Here is a 19,992-nt window from a genome sequence, read left to right as displayed (position 1 = left end):
CGCCGCGGGCACCGCGCCCGAGTTCACCGAACTCGCGGTGCAGTACGCCGACTACGCGCTCTGGCAGCACGACCTGCTCGGCGACCCGGCCGACGAGCGCTCGCTCGCGCACCGGCAGCTGGCCTTCTGGCGCACCGCGCTCGCGGGCGCCCCCGCCGTCTCGACCCTGCCCTCCGACCGGCAGCGGCCCGCGCGACCGACCAACCGCGGCGCCGCGGTTTTGCTCGCGATCGACGCCGGCACCGGCGCCGCCGTGCGCGCGCTCGCCAAGCGCGCCGGGGCCACCCCGTTCATGGTGCTGCACGCCGCGCTGGCGCTCGCCGTCGGCCGGGCGAGCGGCAGCACCGACGTGCTGATCGGCACCCCCGTCGGCGGGCGCGGCGAGCGCGCGCTGGACCCGCTGGTCGGCATGTTCGTGAACACCCTCGTGCTGCGCACCCGCTTCGAGCCGGACGCCGGGTTCGGCGCCTTCCTGCGGACGGTGCGCGACGCCGACCTCGCCGCCTTCGGCCACACCGACCTGCCCTTCGAGGACGTGGTCGACGCGCTCGCCGTCGACCGGAGCAGCGGCGCCCCTCCGCTCTTCCAGGTGCTGTTCAGCTACGCCGAACCACAGCCCGCCTTCGCGGCCCACCCGGCGCTGCGGCTGCCGGGGCTGGCCGTGCAGCCGGTCGAGGTCGACGACCCGACGGTCAAGGTCGACCTGCACCTGGTGCTCACCGAGCGCACCGGCGACAGCGGGCTGGACGGCAGCCTGCGCTACGCCACCGAGCTGTACGACGAGGCCACCGCCGCCGCCTTCGCCGAGCGGCTGCTCCGGGTGCTCGCCGCGGTGACCGCGGTGCCGGAGGCGCCGGTCGGGGACGTCGCGCTGCTCGACGCCACCGAGCGGTACCGGGTGCTGCGGCACTGGAACGACACCGGCCGCGAGCTGCCCGCCGCCACCCTCGCCGGGCTCTTCACCGCCCAGGTCGCGCGCACCCCGGAGGCGATCGCGCTCACCGCGGGCGACACCCACCTGCGCTACGCCGAGCTGGCCGAGCGGGCGCAGCGGCTGGCCCGGCTGCTGATCGGCCGCGGGGTCGGGCCGGACACCCTGGTCGCGCTCGGCATGCGCCGCTCGATCGACCTGGTCACCGGCATGTACGCGGTGATCCTTGCGGGCGGCGCCTACCTGCCGCTCGACCCGGACCACCCGGTCGAGCGCACCGCGCACATCGTCGGCACCGCCGTCCCGCTGCTCGCGCTCACCGCAGGCGCCGACCTGCCGCGCGAGCTCCCGGTGCCGCGGCTGCGCATCGACCGGCTCGACCTGTCCGGCTACCCGGCCGGTCCGATCACCGATGCCGAGCGGCGCGGCGCGCTGCGCCCGGAGCACCTGGCGTACGTGCTCTTCACCTCCGGCTCGACCGGGCGGCCCAAGGGCGTCGCCATGCCGCACGCCGGGATCGCGAACCGGCTGCGCTGGATGCAGGGCGCGCACCTGCCGCTGGACCACACCGACGTGCTGCTGCAGAAGACCCCGGTGACCTTCGACGTCTCGGTGCCGGAGTTCTTCTGGCCGCTCCAGGTGGGGGCCAGGCTGGTGCTCGCGGCCCCGGACGGCCACCGGGACCCGGCCGCGCTGGCCGCGCTGATCCGGCGCGAGGGCGTCACGGTGGCGCACTTCGTGCCGTCCATGCTCGCGGTCTTCCTGGCCGAGCAGCCCGAAGTGCCGACGCTGCGGCACGTGCTGTGCTCCGGCGAGGCGCTGCCCGCCGCCTCCGCGCAGCGCATGCGGGCGCTCGGGGTGCGGGTGCACAACATGTACGGCCCCACCGAGACCGCGGTGGAGCTGTCGGTGCACGAGGTGCACGGTGCCGACACCGGGATCGTGCCGATCGGGCACCCGATCTGGAACACCGCCGCCTACGTGCTGGACGCGCGGCTGCACCCGGTGCCGGTCGGCACCCCCGGCGAGCTGTACCTGGCCGGGGTGCAGCTGGCCCGCGGGTACCTCGGGCGGGCCGGGCTCACCGCCGAACGCTTCGTCGCCGACCCGTTCGGCGCCCCTGGCAGCAGGCTCTACCGCAGCGGTGACCTGGTGCTCCGCCGCGCCGACGGAGAGCTGGAGTTCCTCGGCCGGACCGACTTCCAGGTCAAGGTGCGCGGGCTGCGGATCGAGCTGGGCGAGATCGAGACCGCCCTGCTCGCGCTGCCGGGCATCGCCCAGGCCGCCGTTCTGGTCCGCGACCCGGGCACCGGCCCCGTGCTCGTCGCCTACCTCGTCGGCGACCAGGCCGACTCCGCCGCCACCATCGACACGCACCGGGTGCGCGAGGCGCTGACCCGCACGCTTCCGGCGTACATGGTTCCGACCACCTACGTAATCCTCGCCGAGTTCCCGCGCACCGCATCCGGCAAGCTGGATCGCACCGCGCTCCCGGTCCCGGAGCAGCCCGCTGTCTCCTTCCGCGCCCCGGCGGGCGAGGCCGAAACCCTGGTCGCGCAGACCTTCGCAACCCTGCTCGGAGCCGAAAGGGTCGGCCGCGACGACGACTTCTTCACCCTCGGCGGCAACTCCCTGATCGCCACCCAGCTCGCGGCCCGGCTCAGCGCCGAGTCCGGCGGCACCGTCCCGGTCCGCGCCATCTTCGACGCCCCCTCGGTGCGCGACCTCGCCACCCTGGTCGAGCCCGCCCTGCGCGAACAGCGACAGGCCGCCGACGCCGTCCCGCCGATCACCGCGCGCCCGCGCGAGGGCGCCATCCCGCTCTCCATCGCCCAGCAGCGCATGTGGTTCCTGAACCGCTTCGACGGCGGAAGCGGCGGATACAACATTCCCTTCGCGCTCCGGCTCACCGGCGCGCTCGACGTGGACGCGCTGCGCGCCGCCGTCGACGACGTGCTCGCCAGGCACGAGACGCTGCGCACCGTCTACCCCGAGCACGACGGCGCCGCCACCCAGCTCGTCCTCCCCGCGGGCACCGAGCTGGTCGACCTGGTGGTGCGCACCGTGCGCCCCGCCGAGCTCCCCGCCCTGGTCGCCGCGGTGGCGGGCACCGGCTTCGACGTCACCGCCGAGGTGCCGCTGCGCGCCAGGCTGCTCCGCGTCACCGACGACCCGGCCGCCGAGGTCCCGCCGGGCCGCCAGGAGCACGTGCTGCTCTTCGTGGTGCACCACATCGTCGCCGACGGCTGGTCCTTCGCCCCGCTGACCCGCGACCTCACCGCCGCCTACGTCGCGCGCCGGGCGGGCGCCGCCCCGAACTGGCGCCCGCTGGAGGTCCAGTACGCCGACGTCGCGCTCTGGCAGCGCGACGTGCTCGGCGCCGCCGACGACCCGGACTCGGTGCTCGGCCGCCAGCTCGGGTACTGGTCCAGGCAGCTGGCCGGGGTGCCGGAGCTGCTTCCGCTGCCCACCGACCGCGCCCGCCCCGCCGTGGCGAGCAACCGCGGCGGCGCCGTCACCGCCGCGCTCGACGCCGCGCTGCACCGGGCCGTGCGGGAGACCGCCGCCGCGCACCGCGCGACACCGTTCATGGTGCTGCACACCGCGCTCGCGGTGCTGCTGGCCCGGCTCTCCGGCACCGCGGACGTGGTGATCGGCGCCCCGGTCGCGGGCCGCGGCGACGCCGCGCTGGACGAGCTGGTCGGCATGTTCGTGAACACCCTGGTGCTGCGCACCGAGGTGCGCCCCGAGCAGCCGCTGGCCGAGCTGCTCGCCGCCGTCCGCGGCACCGACCTGGCCGCCTTCGACCACGCCGCCGTCCCGTTCGAGCAGCTGGTCGAGGTGCTGAGCCCAGTCCGCTCGCAGGCGCACGCGCCGCTCTACCAGGTCGCGCTGACCCTGCAGAACCACGCCAAGCCGGAGTTCCGGCTGCACCGCCTCGCCATCGCCGCGCTGGAGGTCGGCCCCGCCCCCATCCAGGTGGACCAGGACTGGACGCTCACCGAGCGCACCGAGGACGGCGAACCCGCTGGCATCGACATCTACCTGCACTACGCCGCCGAGCTCTTCGATGCCGAGACCGCGCATGGCTTCGTCGCCGCCTTCGAGCGGGTGCTGCGCACGCTGGTCCGCGCCGCGGACACGCCGGTCGAGGCGGTCGAGCTGCTCACCGCCGCCGAGCGCGACCTGCTGCTGGTGCAGCGCAACGGCACCGCGCAGCCGCTGCCCCCGCAGACCCTGGACGACCTGCTCCCGGCCCGCGCCGCCGCCGACCCCGGCGGCACCGCCGCGCTCTTCGAGGGCGCCGCGCTCACCTACGCCGAGCTGGAGACCAGGGTGCGCGGCCTGGCCCGCGCCCTCATCGCGCGCGGGGTCGGCCCGGAGACCGTGGTCGGCGTCGCTGCGCACCGCGGGATCGACCTGCTGGTCGCGCTCTACGCGGTGGTCCGGGCGGGCGGCGCCTACCTGCCGCTGGACCTGGAGCACCCGGCCGAGCGGCTGAACCGCCTGCTCACCGATGCCGAACCACTCCTCGTCCTCGCCCCGACCGGCTCGGGGATGCCCCCGCTGGACGGCACCCGGGTCCTCGACATCGCCGAACTCGAAGCGGCGCAGCCCGACTCCGGCCCGTGGCACGATGCCGAGCGGCTGCGGCCGCTGCGCCCCGAGAACACCGCCTACATCCTCTTCACCTCCGGCTCCACCGGCAGGCCGAAGGGCGTGACGGTGAGCCACCGCGCCATCGTGAACCAGCTGCGCTGGCTGGAGTTCCGCTACGGCGTCACCGCGGCCGACCGCATCCTGCAGCGCGCGCCGCTGACCTTCGACGTCTCGGTCTGGGAGGTCTTCCTCCCGGTCGCCGTCGGCGCCCCGCTGGTGATCGCCGAGCCAGGCGGCCACCTGGACCTGGCCTACTTCGCCGAGCTGCTGCGCACGCACCGGATCACCATCGCCGAGTACGTGCCGTCGGTGCTGGCCGCGCTGCTGGCCGAGGGCATGGGCGACGCGCTCGCCTCGTTCCGGCACCTGCACTGCGGCGGCGAGGCGCTCACCCCGGACCTGCTGGTCGCGCTGCAGGACGTGGTCGGCGGTGCGCTGCACAATGCCTACGGCCCCACCGAGGCCGCGATCTCGGCGGTCTACCACGAATTCACCGCCGCCGACGCCGAGCAGGGGCGCGACGTCGCCATCGGCAGGCCCTGCTGGAACACCCGCGTCTACGTGCTGGACGCCAGGCTGCGCCCGGTGCCCGCGGGGGTGACCGGCGAGCTGTACCTGGCGGGCGCGCAGCTGGCCCGCGGGTACCACGGGCGCTCCGGGCTCACCGCGGAGCGGTTCGTCGCCGACCCGTTCGGCCCGCGCGGCGAGGTCATGTACCGCACCGGCGACCTGGTGCGCTGGAACCGCGCGGGCGACCTGGTCTACCTCGGCCGCAACGACTTCCAGCTGAAACTGCGCGGGCAGCGGATCGAGCTGGGCGAGATCGAGGCGGCGCTGGCCGCGGTGCCGGGCGTCGCCAATGCCGCGGTGGTCGTGGTGCGGGACGCCGCCGGGCAGGACGTGCTCGCCGGGTACGTGAGCGGGGCCGGGCTGCGCGCGGCGGCGGTGCTCGCCGCGGTGCGCGAGCGGCTGCCCGCCGCCATGGTCCCGGCCCGGCTGCGGGTGCTGGACGACATGCCGCGCACCACCGTCGGCAAGCTGGATCGGGCGGCGCTGCCGCCGTTCGAGGCGGCGGACGCCGCGGTCGGGTTCCGCGCCCCGCGCGAAGGGGCGGAGTCTGTCCTGGCCGCCCTGGTCGCCGAGCTGCTCGGGGCCGGGACGCCGATCGGCGCGGACGACGACTTCTTCGCCCGCGGCGGGAACTCACTGCTCGCCATGCGGCTGGTGGCGCGGGCGAATGCCGCGCTCGGTGCCGCGCTCACGGTCCGCGAGGTCTTCGAGGCGCCGACCCCCGCGCTGCTCGCCGCGCGGGTGAGCACCGGCGCCGCCCGGCCCGCGCTCACCGCGCGCCCGCGGCCGGAGCGGGTGCCGCTCTCGCTGGCGCAGACCCGGATGTGGCTGCTCAACCGGCTCGACCCGGACTCGGCGGTCTACCACATCCCGATCACCATCCGGCTGCGCGGCGCCCTGCGCGAGGCCGCGCTGCGCGCCGCCCTGCGCGATGTCGTCGACCGGCACGAGGCGCTGAGCACCGTCTTCCCCGACGACGGCGCGGGCCCGCACCAGCGTGTCCTCGCCGACCCGCCCACGCTCGCGCTCCCGATCGCCGACGCGACCGAAACCGCGCTGGAAGCAACCATTCTCGCGCTCACCGGCACCGGCTTCGACCTGCGCACCGACCTCCCGCTGCGCGCCGCGCTGTACCGCCTCGCCCCCGACGACCACGTCCTCGCCGTCGTCGTCCACCACATCGCCGCCGACGGCGTCTCCACGGCCCCGCTCGCCCGCGACCTCATGACGGCCTACACCGCCCGCGTCGCCGTCGATCCCGACTCGGCCCGCACTGCCGGGCGCCCCGACCGAGCGCCCGCGACCGCCGCAGACCTGGCGGGTGCCGTCCCGGCAAGCACCGCGGCAGTGTCCACCGACCGGGTCGGGCCCGCGCCCGCGTGGGCCCCGCTCCCGGTGCAGTACGCCGACTTCACCCTGTGGCAGCACGAGACGCTCGGCTCCGCCGACGACCCGGACTCCGTGCTCGCCGAGCAGATCCGCTTCTGGCGCACCGAACTCGCCGGTCTGCCCCCACTCCTGGAACTCCCGACCGACCGCCCCCGCCCTCCGCTCGCCTCCGGCCGCGGCGCCACCGTCGACTTCGCCATCGACGCCGAACTGACCGCCGCCCTCGGCGATCTCGCGAAGGCACACGGCGTCTCACCGTTCATGGTCGTGCACGCCGCCTACGCCACCCTGCTCGGCCTGCTCTCCGGCAGCACCGACATCGCGCTCGGCACCCCGGTGGCGGGCCGCGGCGAACCGGCGCTCGACGACCTCGTCGGCATGTTCGTGAACACCCTGGTCCTGCGCACCCCGGTGCGCCCGGAGGCCACCTTCGCCGAGCTGCTGCGCACCGTGCGCGAGCGCGACGTCCGCGCCTTCGGCCACGCCGACCTCCCGTTCGAGCGGCTGGTCGAGGAGCTGGACCCGGTGCGCTCCCGCGCGCACGCCCCGATCGTGCAGACCCTGCTCACCTTCGAGCACCGCGATGACACCGTGCTCCGGCTCCCCGGCCTCGAGGTCGCCGCGCACCCGCTCGCCAACAACACCGCCCAGTTCGACCTGGCGCTGGAGCTCACCGAGCACGGCACCGAGACCGGCACCGCGCTGCGCGCCCTCCTCCGCTACGCCACCGACCTCTTCGACCGGGACACGGCGACCGCGCTCGCCGCCCGCTTCGTCCGGCTGCTCGAGCTCGTCGCGGCCGACCCGCAGCGCCGGCTCGGCACCATCGACCTGCTCGACCCCGCCGAGCAGCACCGCGTGCTCACCGAATGGAACGCCACCGCGCACCCCGGCGCCCCCGGCGAAACCCTGACCACCCTCTTCGAACGCCAGGTCACCCGCACCCCGGACGCCACCGCCCTGCGCGCGGGCGGCACCGCGCTCAGCTACGCCGAACTCGCCGACCGGGTGCACCGGCTGGCCCGCTGGCTCACCGGCCACGGCGTCGGCCCCGACTCCATCGTCGCGCTCGGCATGCGCCGCTGCGTCGACCAGGTGGTCGGCATGTACGCGGTGCTCGCCACCGGCGCCGCCTACCTGCCGGTCGACCCCGACCACCCGGCCGAGCGGGTGGAGTACGTGCTCGCCACCGCGCGCCCGCTGCTCATGCTGACCTCCGGCTTCGACCCGGAGTCCGGCGGGGTCAGGCAGGTGCGGATCGACCGGCTGGAGCTCTCCGGCTTCGCCTGCACCCCGCTCACCCCGGTGGACCTGCTCGGCATCCCGCACCCGGGGCACGCCGCCTACGTGCTCTTCACCTCCGGCTCGACCGGCCGCCCCAAGGGGGTCGTGGTCGCGCACGCGGCGATCGTGAACCGGCTGCTGTGGATGCAGGAGCAGTACCCACTCACCGCCGACGACGTGGTGCTGCAGAAGACGCCCGCCACCTTCGACGTGTCGGTGTGGGAGTTCTTCTGGCCGCTGCAGGTCGGGGCGGCGCTGGTGCTGGCGGGGCCGGACGGGCACCGCGACCCGGCGCAGCTGGCGGCGCTGGTCGCCGACGCCGGGGTGACGGCGGTGCACTTCGTGCCGTCGGTGCTCGCGGTGTACCTGGAGGAGCCGCGCGCCGCGGAGCGCACCCGGCTGCGGCACCTCTTCGCCTCCGGTGAGGCGCTGCCCGCCGGGGTCGCGCAGCGGGCGCGGGCGCTGACCGGCGCCGCGGTGCACAACCTGTACGGCCCCACCGAGGCCGCGGTCGACGTCACCCACCACACCGTGGTCGACGCCGACACGGACACGGTGCCGATCGGCGCCCCGGTCTTCAATACCCGCCTCTACGTGCTGGATTCCCGGCTCCGGCCGGTTCCCGTCGGCGTGCCGGGCGAGCTGTACCTGGCAGGCGCCCAGCTCGCCACCGGCTACCTGGCCCGCCCCGACCTCACTGCCGACCGCTTCGTCGCCGCCCCCTTCGGCCCCGCGGGCGAGCGCATGTACCGCACCGGCGACCTGGTCCGCAGGCGCGCCGACGGGGAACTGGAGTACCTCGGCCGCACCGACTTCCAGGTCAAGCTGCGCGGCCTGCGCATCGAGCTCGGCGAGATCGAGGCCGCGCTCACCGCGCTCCCCGGCGTCCGCCGCGCGGTCGCCACCGTCCGCTCCGACGAGCGCCGCGGTGACCAGCTCGTCGCCTACGTCGTCCCCGGCGCCGCCGCGGTCCGCGAACCGGCCGCGACCCCGGGTCGCGCCGCGGCACACCCGGAAACCGCAGCCGTGCGCGCCGACCTCGGGGAAGCCGCATCGGTGCCCGCCGACGCAGCCCGCACGGAAGCCGCGGCGGCGTTGCCCGCCTTCGACCCCGAGACCGCCCGCCGCGCGCTCGCGGAAACGCTGCCCGCGTACATGATCCCGGCCGCCTTCGTGGCACTGGAAACCCTGCCGCTCAACGCCTCCGGCAAACTCGACCGCAACGCCCTCCCCGCCCCCGAGTTCGAGAGCACCGCCTTCCGCGCCCCGGAGTCCGACACCGAACGCCTGGTCGCCCGGCTCCTCGGCGACCTCCTCGGCGCGAGCGAGGTCGGCGCCGACGACGACTTCTTCGCCCTCGGCGGCAACTCCCTGATCGCCACCCGCCTGGTGGCCAGGCTCGGCGCCGAGCTCACCGCCGACCTCCCGGTCCGGCTGGTCTTCGAGGCCCCGACGGTCGCGGCGCTCGCCGCCCGCGCCGAGCGGCTGGCGGGCACCGGCGGCCGCCCCGCGCTCACCCGCCGCCCGCGCGCCGAGCTGACCCCGCTCTCCCCGGCACAGCAGCGCATGTGGTTCCTGAACCGCTTCGACCCGGCCGAGACGGTGAACAACATCCCCGCCGTCATCCGGCTCACCGGCCCGCTCGACGGCGCCGCGCTCACCGCCGCGCTCGCCGACGTGGTCGCCAGGCACGAAACCCTGCGCACGCTCTACCCCGACCTGGACGGCACCGGCTGGCAGCGGGTGCTCCCCGCTGACCGGGTCCCCCCGCTCACCGTCACCGAGAGCGACGACCCGGCCCGCGCGGTCGCCGAGCTGGTCGACACCCCGTTCGACGTCACCGCGGAGGTGCCGGTGCGGGTCGCGCTGCTGCGGCAGAGCCCGACCGAGCACGTGCTCGCCCTGGTCCTGCACCACATCGCCGCCGACGGCTTCTCGCTCGGCCCGCTCGCCCGCGACCTCGCCGCCGCCTACGCCGCGCGGGCGAACGGGACCGCCCCGGCCTGGACCCCGCTCCCGGTGCAGTACGCGGACTACGCGCTCTGGCAGCGCGACCTGCTCGGCGCCGAGGACGACCCCGGCTCGACCGCCGCCGCCCAGCTGGGCTACTGGCGCACCGCGCTGCGCGGCGCCCCCGCCCAGCTCGACCTCCCCGCCGACCGCCCGCGCCCCGCCGTCGCCTCGCACCGCGCGGGCGAGACCGCGCTCCCGCTCACCTCCGCGCTGGTGTCCGCGATCGCCGCGCTGGCCGCCGCGCACGACGCCACCCCGTTCATGGTGGTGCACGCGGCGCTCGCGACCCTGCTCGCCCGGCTCTCCGGCACCGCCGACATCGCCGTCGGCACCCCGGTCGCGGGCCGCGGCGCCGCCGAACTCGACGACCTCATCGGCATGTTCGTGAACACCCTCGTGCTGCGCACCGAGGTCGACGCCGCCGCCCCGTTCGGCGCCGTGCTGCGCCGGGTCAGGGAGACCGACCTGGACGCCTTCGCCAATGCCGACATCCCCTTCGAGCGGCTGGTCGAGGTGCTCGACCCGCCGCGCTCGCAGGCCAGGCACCCGCTCTTCCAGGTCGCGCTGTTCTTCCAGAACCTGGAGCCGGTCGCGGTCGAGTTGGCCGGGCTGACCATGGCCGAGCACCAGGTCACCGAGGTCGGCTCCCGCTTCGACCTGCAGCTCACCGTGACCGCCGACGCGCTGCGGCTGACCTACGCCGCCGACCTCTTCGACGAGCCGACGGTGCGCGGGGTCGGGGAGCGGCTGCTCCGGCTGCTGGCCGCGGTCGCCGCCGCCCCCGAGCAGCCGGTCGGCGACATCGACCTCTTCGAGCCGGGCGAGCGGCACCGGGTGCTCACCGAGTGGAACGATTCCGCGCACGTCTCGTTCGGCTCCGAGCTGCTGCTCGACGAGTTCTCCGCGCAGGCCGCAGCCACCCCGTTCCACCCGGCGCTGGTCTTCGTGCCGGACGACGGCGGCGCCGTCACCACCATCACCTACGGCGACCTCGCCCGGCGGGTGAACCAGCTGGCCAGGCACCTGATCGAGCTCGGCGTCGGGCCGGAGGCGCTGGTCGCGCTGGCCCTGCGGCGCTCGATCGACCTGGTGGTCGCGATGTACGCGGTGCTGGAGGCGGGCGGCGCGTACGTGCCGATCGACCCCGACCACCCGGAGCGGCGGATCGCGCACATCCTGGACACCGCCCGCCCGGCCGCGGTGCTCGCGACCGCGGGCACCGAGCCCGCCTTCGACGGCACCGTCGTGCGCCTGGACGAGCTGCGGCTGGACGGCTACCGGGACGACCCGGTCGCCGCGGACGAGCGGCCGCTGCCGCTGCGCCCGGCGCACCCGGCGTACGTCATCTTCACCTCCGGCTCCACCGGCAAGCCCAAGGGCGTGAGCGTCCCGCACGCCGCCATCGTCAACCAGGCGAACTGGATGCAGTCCCGGTACCGGCTGGCGCCGGGCGAGGTGTACCTGCAGAAGACCGCCACCACCTTCGACGTATCGCTGTGGGGCTACTTCCTGCCGCTGCGGGTCGGCGCCACCGTCGTGCTCGCCGCGCCGGACGGCCACCGCGACCCCGGCTACCTCACCGAGGTGATCGCCGGGTACGGCGTCACCGCCACCGATTTCGTGCCATCCATGCTGAGCGTCTTCGCCGCGCACGTGGCGGCGGCGGGCCGCGCGGCGGCGCTTGCCACGCTGCGCCGGGTCTTCGTGATCGGCGAGGCGCTGCCCGCCGAGACGGTGCGGGCCTTCGGCGCGGTGAGCCCCGCGGCGCTGCACAACCTGTACGGCCCCACCGAGGCCGCGGTCAGCATCACGCACCGCGACGTCACCGGCGAGACCGGCCGCACCGTGCTGCCGATCGGCGTGCCGGAGTGGAACAGCCGCGTCTACGTGCTGGACAGCAGGCTCCGGCCCGCGCTGCCCGGCACGGCAGGTGAGCTCTATCTCGCGGGCGTGCAGCTGGCCCGCGGCTACCAGGCCCGCCCCGACCTCACCGCGGACCGCTTCGTCGCCGACCCGTTCGGCGCGCCGGGGCAGCGCATGTACCGCACCGGCGACCTGGTCCGCTGGGACACCACCGGCCACGCCCCCGAGCTGATCTACCTCGGCCGCACCGATTTCCAGGTGAAGTTCCGCGGCCAGCGGATCGAGCTGGGGGAGATCGAGGCGGTGCTGGCCGCGGTGCCCGGCGTCGCGCAGGCCGCGGTGCTGGTGATCGGCGAGCACCTGGCCGGCTACCTGACCCCGGCCCCCGGCGCGGTGCTCGATGCCGCCGCGGTGCTCGACGCCGCGGCCGCCGCGCTGCCCGCGTACATGGTGCCCGGCGCCCTCGTGGTGCTCGACGCTTTCCCGCTCAATGCCTCCGGCAAGCTGGACCGGGCCGCGCTGCCCGCCCCCGAGTTCGCCCGCACCGCCTACCGCCCCCCGGTGACCCCGGCGCAGCGGCAGGTCGCGGCGGCCTTCGAGGCGGTGCTCGGCAGCGCGCGGATCGGGCTGGACGACGACTTCTTCGCGCTCGGCGGCAACTCGCTCAGCGCCACCAGGGTGACCGCGCGGCTCGGCGCCGCACTGCACCGGCGGGTGCCGGTGCGGCTGCTCTTCGAGGCCTCCGGGGTGGCGGCGCTCGCCGCGCGGATCACCGCGGAATCGACGGCGGACGACGTGGTCCCGCTGCTCGCCGGGGTACGCCCCGAGCGGCTCCCGCTGGCTCCGGTGCAGCGCGGCATGTGGCTGGCCAACCGGCTCGACCCGACCTCCGTGGTACACAACATCCCGGTCGCGGTGCGGCTGCACGGCGGGCTGGACACCGCCGCGCTCGCCGCCGCCTTCACCGACGTGGTGGCCAGGCACGAGGTGCTGCGCACCGTCTACCCGGCCGGGCCGGACGGCACCGGCCACCAGGTGATCCTGCCCGCCGAGCCGCCGCCGGTGCGGCTGGCGGTGCGCGAGCCGGACGGCACCCCGCTCGCCGACCGGATCGGCGCGGTGCTGGCGGGCGGCTTCGACGTCACCGCCGAGGTGCCGGTCCGCGCGGTGCTGCTGCGCGCGGACCCGACCAGCCAGGTGCTGGTCGCGGTGCTGCACCACGTGGCCGCCGACGGCTACTCCATGGCCCCGCTGCTGCGCGACCTCATGGCCGCCTACCTGGCCAGGGTGCTCGGCACCGACCCGGCCTGGCCGCCGCTCACCGCCCAGTACGCCGACTACGCGCTCTGGCAGGCCGCCGCCGTCGAGGCCGCCGCCGACACCGAGCTCGCCTACTGGCGGGAGACCCTGCGCGACCTGCCCGACCCCGCGCTGCCCACCGACCGCCCGCGCCCCGCGGTGGCGAGCCACCGCGGCGGCACCGTGCGCGCCCGGATCGGCGCCGAGGTCGCCGACCGGGTGCGCGCGCTGGCCGCCGAGCACCGGGCGACCCCGTTCATGGTCGTGCACACCGCGCTCGCGGTGCTGCTCGCCCGGCTCTCCGGCAGCTCCGACGTGGTACTCGGCACCCCCGTGGCCGGGCGCGGCGCCGCCGCGCTCGACGACCTGGTCGGCATGTTCGTGAACACCCTCGTGCTGCGCACCGAGATCGACACCGCCGCCCCCTTCGCCGCGCTGCTCGACACCGTGCGCACCGCCGACCTGGCCGCCTTCGGCCACGCCACCGTCCCCTTCGAGCGGGTCGTCGCCGAGCTCGGGACCGAGCCGTCGCCCGCCAGGCACCCGCTCTTCACCGTCGCGCTCAGCTACCTGGCCGACGGCTCCCCGGCGGGCGCCGCGACCGCGGTGCCAGGCCTCGACCCGAGCCCGGTCGAGTTCACCGAGGCGGTGGCCCGCTTCGACCTGCAGTTCACCGTGGCGGGCGACCCCGACGCCGACGGTCACCTGAGCGTCGAGCTCGACTACGCCACCGACCTCTTCGACGAGGCCACCGCGGCCGGGCTGCTGCGCCGCTTCGGCAGGCTGCTCGGCGCGCTCACCGCCGACCCGGCCCGCCCGGCGGGCGATGCCGAGCTGCTCGGCCCGGCCGAGCGCGCCGCGCTGCTCGCGGCCCCGGCCGCCACCGCCGCGCCGCGCACGCTGCCGGAGCTCATGGCCGCCGCCGTCGCGCTCGACCCGGACGCCACCGCGCTCGTCGACGGCGTGCGTGAACTCAGCTACCGCGCACTGGACGAGCGCTCCGCCCGGCTCGCCCGGCTGCTGACCGCGCGCGGCATCGGCGCCGAGGACACCGTCGCCGTCGCGGTGCCGCGCTCCGCGGAGTCGCTGCTCGCGCTCTGGGCGGTGGCCCGCACCGGCGCCACCTTCGTCCCGGTCGACCCCACCTACCCGGCCGAGCGGATCGAGCACATGCTCACCGATTCCGGCGCCGCGCTCGGCCTCACCGTCGGCGCGGTCCGCGCCGAGCTGCCCGGCGCGGTCGAGTGGATCGCGGTCGACGCCGCCGACACCGCGGCCAGGCTGCGCGCCCTGCCGCCCGGCCCGGTGCTGCCGGTCCGCCCGATCCGGGCCGCGCAGCCCGCCTGGATCATCTACACCTCCGGCTCCACCGGCGTGCCCAAGGGCGTCGTCGCCACGCACGGCGGGCTCGCCGGGGTGGCGGCTGCTCAGCGCGCCGCCTACCTGACCACCGCGGAATCGCGCGTGCTGCACGTCGCCTCGCCCAGCTTCGACGCCTCCATGCTGGAGCTGCTGCTCGCGCTGGCCGCCGGCGCCAGGCTGGTGATCGCGCCCGCCGGGGTGTACGGCGGGGCCGAGCTCACCGCGCTGATCCGGCGCGCCGGGGTCACGCACGCCTTCCTCACCCCGGCGGTGCTGCGCACCCTGGACCCGGAGCAGCTGCCCGGGCTCGCACACCTCACCGTCGGCGGCGAGGCGTACGGCCGCGACCTGGTCGACCGCTGGGCGCCAAGCCGCGCGCTGCACAACACCTACGGCCCCACCGAGACCACCATCATCACCAGCATCAGCGCCCCGCTGCGCGCGGGCGAGCCGTTCGACATGGGCGCGCCGATCGACGGCATGTCCGCGCTGGTGCTCGATGCCAGGCTGCGCCCGGTGCCGGTCGGCGTGGTCGGCGAGCTGTACCTGCGCGGCCCCGGCCTCGCGCGCGGCTACCACCGGCGGCCCGGACTCTCCGCCGACCGGTTCGTGGCCGACCCGTACGGCCCCGCGGGCGGGCGGCTCTACCGCACCGGCGACCTGGTCGCCTGGACCGCCGCGGGCGGGCTGCGCTACGCCGCCCGCGCCGACCAGCAGGTCAAGGTGCGCGGGCTGCGGATCGAGCTGGGCGAGATCGACGCGGTGCTCGCCGCGCATGGGTCGGTCGGCTCGGCGGTCACGCTCGGGCACCCTGACCCGTCCGGGAACACCGCGCTGGTCGCCTACGTGGTGCCCGCGCCCGGCCACACCGTCGACATCGCCGAGCTCACCGCGCACGCCGGGCGGTCGCTGGCCGGGTACATGGTGCCCGCCTCGATCACCGTGCTGGCCGCGCTGCCGCTCACCCCGGTCGGCAAGCTCGACCGGAAGGCGCTGCCCGCGCCGGAGTTCCGCGCCACCGAGTTCCGGGCCCCGCGCAGCGCCGCCGAGCTGGCGGTGGCCGAGGTCTTCGCCGAGCTGCTCGGGCTGGAGCGGGCCGGGCTGGACGACGACTTCTTCGCGCTCGGCGGCAACTCGCTCACCGCCACCCAGCTGGCCGCGCGGCTCGCCGCCCGGCTCGGCACCCCGGTCGGGGTGCGCCGGGTGTTCGAGCACCCGACCGTCGCCGCGCTGGCCGCCGAACTCGGCGCGGGCGCGGCGGTTTCCGGGCCCGCACTGGTCCGCGGGGAGCGCACCGGGCCGGTCCCGCTCTCGCTGGCCCAGCAGCGCATGTGGCTGCTGAACCGGCTCGATCCGGAGTCCACCGCCTACAACATCCCGCTCGCGGTGCGGCTCGGCGGCGAACTCGACGCCGCCGCGCTGGACGCCGCCGTCGCCGATGTCGTCGAGCGGCACGAGACGCTGCGCACGGTGTACCCGAACACCGGGTCCGGGCCGGTCCAGGTGGTGCTGCCCGCCGCGGAGTCCGGGCGGCCGGTGCTCACCCCGATCCCGGTCGCGGCCGATGACATGCTCGCCGCCGCGGGCGATTTCATCGGCGCGGGCTTCGACGTCACCGCCGCCGTCCCGCTCCGCGCCCGGCTCTTCGCCGTGACCGGCAGTGCCGCCGCGGACACCGCCGATTCCGCGCCGGGCACCGTGCCGCCGCCGGACGGCGCGGACGCGGCCCGGCCCGGCGCGGCGGGCCAGGAGCACGTGCTCGTCGTGGTCGTGCACCACATCGCCGCCGACGGCTCGTCGCTCGCCCCGCTCGCCCGCGACCTCGTCCTCGCCTACGCGGCGCGCCGCGGCGGCACCGCACCGACCTGGACCCCGCTCCCGGTGCAGTACGCCGACTTCAGCCGCTGGCAGCGCGCAACCCTCGGCGCCGAGGACGATCCCGGCTCGCTGGTCACCCGCCAGCTCACCTTCTGGCGGGACACCCTGGCCGGGCTGCCCGCCCAGCTCACCCTGCCCACCGACCGCCCGCGCCCCCCGGTGGTCTCCACCAGGGGCAGGCACCTCGACTTCACCGTCGACGCCGCACTGCACGGCCGCCTCGCCGAACTGGGCAGGCAGCGCGGGGCCACGCTCTTCATGGTGCTGCACGCCGCATGGGCCACCCTGCTGGCCCGGCTCTCCGGCACCGCCGACATCGCCGTCGGCACCCCGGTCGCCGGGCGCGGCGCCGCCGAACTCGACGACGTCGTCGGCATGTTCGTGAACACCCTGGTCCTGCGCGCCGAGGTGCGCGCAGGCGACCCGTTCCTCGACCTCCTCACCCGCGTGCGGGAAACCGACGTCGCCGCCTTCGCGCACGCCGACGTGCCCTTCGAGCGGCTGGTCGAGGTGCTGAACCCGGAGCGCTCCACCGCGCGGCACCCGCTCTTCCAGGTCGGCTTCTCCTTCCACAACCAGGCCGAGGCGGACCTGGAGCTGGCCGGGCTGCGGGTGGCCGCGCTCGACATCGCCTCCGAGGTGTCGCAGTTCGACCTGCACCTGGTGATCACCGACCGCTACCACCCCGACGGCACCCCCGCCGGGCTCGCCGCCTCGCTCACCTACGCGACCGCGCTCTTCGACGAGTCCACGGTCGCCGGGTTCGCCGGGCGGCTGCACCGGCTGCTCGCCGCCGTCTGCGCCGAGCCGCGGGTCGCCGTCGGCGACATCCCGCTGCTCGACGCCGCCGAGCGGGAGCGGCTGCTGCACACCTGGAACCGGCCGGATCGCGCCCTGCCCGGCCCGGCCACCCTGATCGCGGGCTTCGAGGCACAGGTCGCCCGCACACCCGACGCGATCGCGCTGGTCGACGGTGCGCTGACGGTCACCTACGCCGAACTCTCCGCCAGGGTGAATCGCCTGGCCCGGCTCCTCGTCGGCCGCGGCATCGGCCCGGAGACGCGGGTGGCGCTCGCGCTCCCGCGCGGGGTCGACCTGGTGACCGGGATGTACGCCGTTGTCACGGCGGGCGCCGCCTACGTCCCGCTGGACCCCGCGCACCCCGCCGAGCGGACCGCCGCCGTCCTGGCCGCCGCCGAACCGCAGCTCGTGCTCACCGCCGCGGCCTGGCCGCACCCGCTCCCCGGCGAGCGGGAGGTGGTCGAGGTGGCCGCTGCCGAACGAGCCGCCGAGGCAGCACCTGCCCACCCCGCGCGGCCGTACGCGCTGTCCAGCGCACCCCTGCGCGACACCGAGCGCACCGCGCCCCTTCGCCCGGAGCACCCGGCGTACGTCATCTTCACCTCCGGCTCCACCGGCACCCCCAAGGGCGTCGCGGTCCCGCACGCCGCCGTGGCGCACCAGCTGGAGTGGATGCAGTCCGAATACCACCTCGGCGCCGAGGACGCCGCCCTGCTCACCACATCGGCCGCCTTCGACCTCTCGGTCTGGGAGTTCTGGTGGGCCCCGCGCACCGGCGCCCGCCTGGTCCTCGCCCCGCAGGGCGCCCAGCGCGACCCCCGCGGCCTGCTCGACCTGATCGAGCGCACCGGCACCACCACCGTCACCCTGGTCCCGTCGCTGCTCGCCATGCTCGCCGAGACCGCGGGCACGGCACCGCTGCCCGCCACCCTGCGCCGCCTCCTGGTGATCGGCGAGGCGCTGCCCGCCGCCACCGTGCGCAAGGTCGCCGCGCTGACCACGGCCAGGATCGACAACCTCTACGGCCCCACCGAGGCCGCGGTCTCGATCACCCGCTACCGCACCGCATCCGGGCTGCCCGGCCCGGTCACCCCGATCGGCACCCCCGAGGCGGGCTCCAGGGTGCACGTCCTGGACGACCGGCTGCACCCGGTCCCGATCGGCGTCACCGGCGAGCTGTACCTGGCGGGCGCCCAGCTGGCCCGCGGCTACCACGCCCGCCCCGAGCTCACCGCCGAGCGGTTCGTCGCCGACCCCTTCGGCCCGGCGGGGGAGCGGCTCTACCGCACCGGCGACCTGGTGCGCTGGAACGCCGACGGGCAGCTGGAGTACGTGGAGCGCCGCGACTTCCAGGTCAAGGTCCGCGGCTACCGCATCGAGCTCGCCGATATCGAGCACGCGCTGCTGGCCCACCCCGGGGTGCGCGCGGCGGCGGTGCTCGCGCACGGCACCGGCGAGCACACCCTGCTCGCCGGGTACTACGCCGCCGACGCGGTCGACCCCGCCGCGCTGCGGGCCGCGCTCGCCGAGCGGCTGCCCGGCTACATGGTGCCCGCCGCGCTCGTCCCGCTGGCACGGCTGCCGCTCACCGCCAACGGCAAGCTGGACCGGGCCGCGCTGCCCGCCCCCGAGCTCGGCGCCGCCGAGTTCACCGCGCCCGCTTCGGAGCTGGAGCAGGCCGTCTGCGCCGCCTTCGCCGACGTGCTCGGCGCCGAGCGGATCGGCACCACCGACAACTTCTTCGAGCGCGGCGGCAACTCGCTGCTCGCCACCACCATGGCCGGGCGGCTGGGGGAGGCGCTCGGCGAGGTCGTCTCGGTGGTCTGGCTCTTCGCCGCCCCCACCCCGGGCGGGCTGGCCGAGCGGATCGCCGCGCACCGCGCCGGGCGCGGCCGGGTCGAGCGCGAGGTGGCCTACGAGGTGCTGCTCCCGCTGCGCGCGGGCGGCGGCGCGGAGCCGCTGTTCTGCTTCGCCCCCGCGGGCGGCATCGCCTGGTCGTTCGCCGGGCTGGCCGCGCACATCGACCGGGAGCGGCCGCTCTACGGCCTGCAGTCGCCGGTGCTCGCCGGGGAGCCCGAGCTGCCCGGATCGCTCGCGGAGTGGGCCGCCCGCTGCGTCGACGAGATCCGCGGCGTGCAGCCCGAAGGGCCGTACCACCTGCTCGGCTGGTCGCTCGGCGGGGTCCTCGCGCACGCCGTCGCGGTGGCGCTGCAGGACAGCGGCCAGCAGGTCGCGCTGCTCGGCATGATGGACAGCTCGCTCGAGGTGCCCGCCGAGCGGGACGGCTCGGTGGTGGTCGGCGACCTGCTCGGCGGGTTGCTCGGCAGCTCGGCGGGCGCAGGCTCCGCACCCGTCACCCTGACCGACCTGGCCACCCGCCTCGGCGACCTCCCCGAGCCCTTCGCCTCCTTCGGCGCCGACCGCCTGCACCGCGTCCTGGACGCGGGCGTCCGCTCCCTCGACCTGGTCGCCCGCTACCGCCCCCGCACCTACAAGGGCGACCTCGTCTACTTCACCGCCGCGCTCGACGACCCCACCGGCGCCACCGGCGCCGCGGGCTGGGCGGGCGCCGTGGACGGCACCGTGCACAACCACGCCGTCCCCGCGACGCACTGGCACATGACCGGCGAACCGGCGCTCGCCCGGATCGGCCACGTCCTCGCCGACGTCTGGACGCGCCACCACCCGACCCCCGACACCCCGTTCCCCCGGCAGGAAGGTCGCACCCGATGAACAACCCCTTCGACGACGACGATGCCCAGTTCTACGTCCTGATCAACGACGAGGGCGAGCACTCGCTCTGGCCGGTCTTCGCCGCCGTCCCCGGCGGCTGGACCGTCGCGCACGGCGCCGCCGCCCGCCGCGAATGCCTGCACTACGTCGAAACCCACTGGCTCGACATGCGCCCCAACTCCCTGGTCACCGCCGTGAACACCCCCTGA

The 19,992-nt window shown here is 76.1% G+C and carries 2 protein-coding genes (1 of these 2 running past the window's edge); both read left to right on the top strand.

Annotated features, from left to right (window positions below):
* Positions 1-19,783, top strand: partial view of a non-ribosomal peptide synthase/polyketide synthase gene (locus ACFUUZ_RS02360; RefSeq protein WP_378691666.1) — the 3' portion only. 5,744 nt of this gene lie to the left of the window's left edge; only the last 19,783 of its 25,527 coding nucleotides appear in the window; the start codon falls outside the window, past its left edge; the stop codon is at positions 19,781-19,783.
* Entirely contained in the window at positions 19,780-19,992 is a 213-nt protein-coding gene (locus ACFUUZ_RS02355; protein WP_378691664.1) for an MbtH family protein, read from the top strand. The genes ACFUUZ_RS02360 and ACFUUZ_RS02355 overlap by 4 nt, the downstream gene beginning before the upstream one ends.

The sequence above is a fragment of the Nocardia sp. NPDC057353 genome (assembly GCF_042667085.1).
Lineage (GTDB): Bacteria > Actinomycetota > Actinomycetes > Mycobacteriales > Mycobacteriaceae > Nocardia.
Note: the sequence above shows the minus strand (reverse complement) of the source record. Positions and strands in the feature narration are given on the sequence as shown.

Excerpts from the sequence above, each read along its gene's own strand:
- ACFUUZ_RS02355 (WP_378691664.1), top strand. The coding sequence starts at position 19,780 with ATGAACAACCCCTTCGACGACGACGATGCCCAGTTCTACGTCCTGATC.